The sequence below is a fragment of the Novosphingobium sp. 11B genome (assembly GCF_054589055.1).
Genome location: NZ_BAAILP010000268.1, coordinates 1 through 245 on the forward strand (window position 1 = coordinate 1; position 245 = coordinate 245).

Below are 245 nucleotides of genomic sequence, written 5' to 3' on the forward strand. Positions count from 1 at the left end.
CGCAGTCCTACGAATGGTGATAAGCGCGCCGTATACAGCTTGCCCGACAGCACCGGTGGCGCTCGGGCAAGTTCGCGTTCGCCCCAATGATAAGTTCGTTTTCCGGGCAGGTGGGGGGCATTGCGTCAAGCGCCTCGTCGATGATGACCAAGGCGTCGCGCAGACAGTTCTGCACGGCCGCGACAGGGACCTTCAGCCGCCTGCCAATCTCGTCATAGGCAAGCTCGTCCACACGGTGGAGCAGG

Annotated in this window: 1 protein-coding gene; it reads right to left on the reverse strand. The window is 62.4% G+C overall.

From position 1 onward, the window contains the following. Nucleotides 1-7: 7 nt before the first annotated feature. Nucleotides 8-245: hypothetical protein (locus tag ACYPYD_RS23010; protein WP_459665757.1), on the reverse strand; the 238-nt coding region annotated here is incomplete at its 5' end.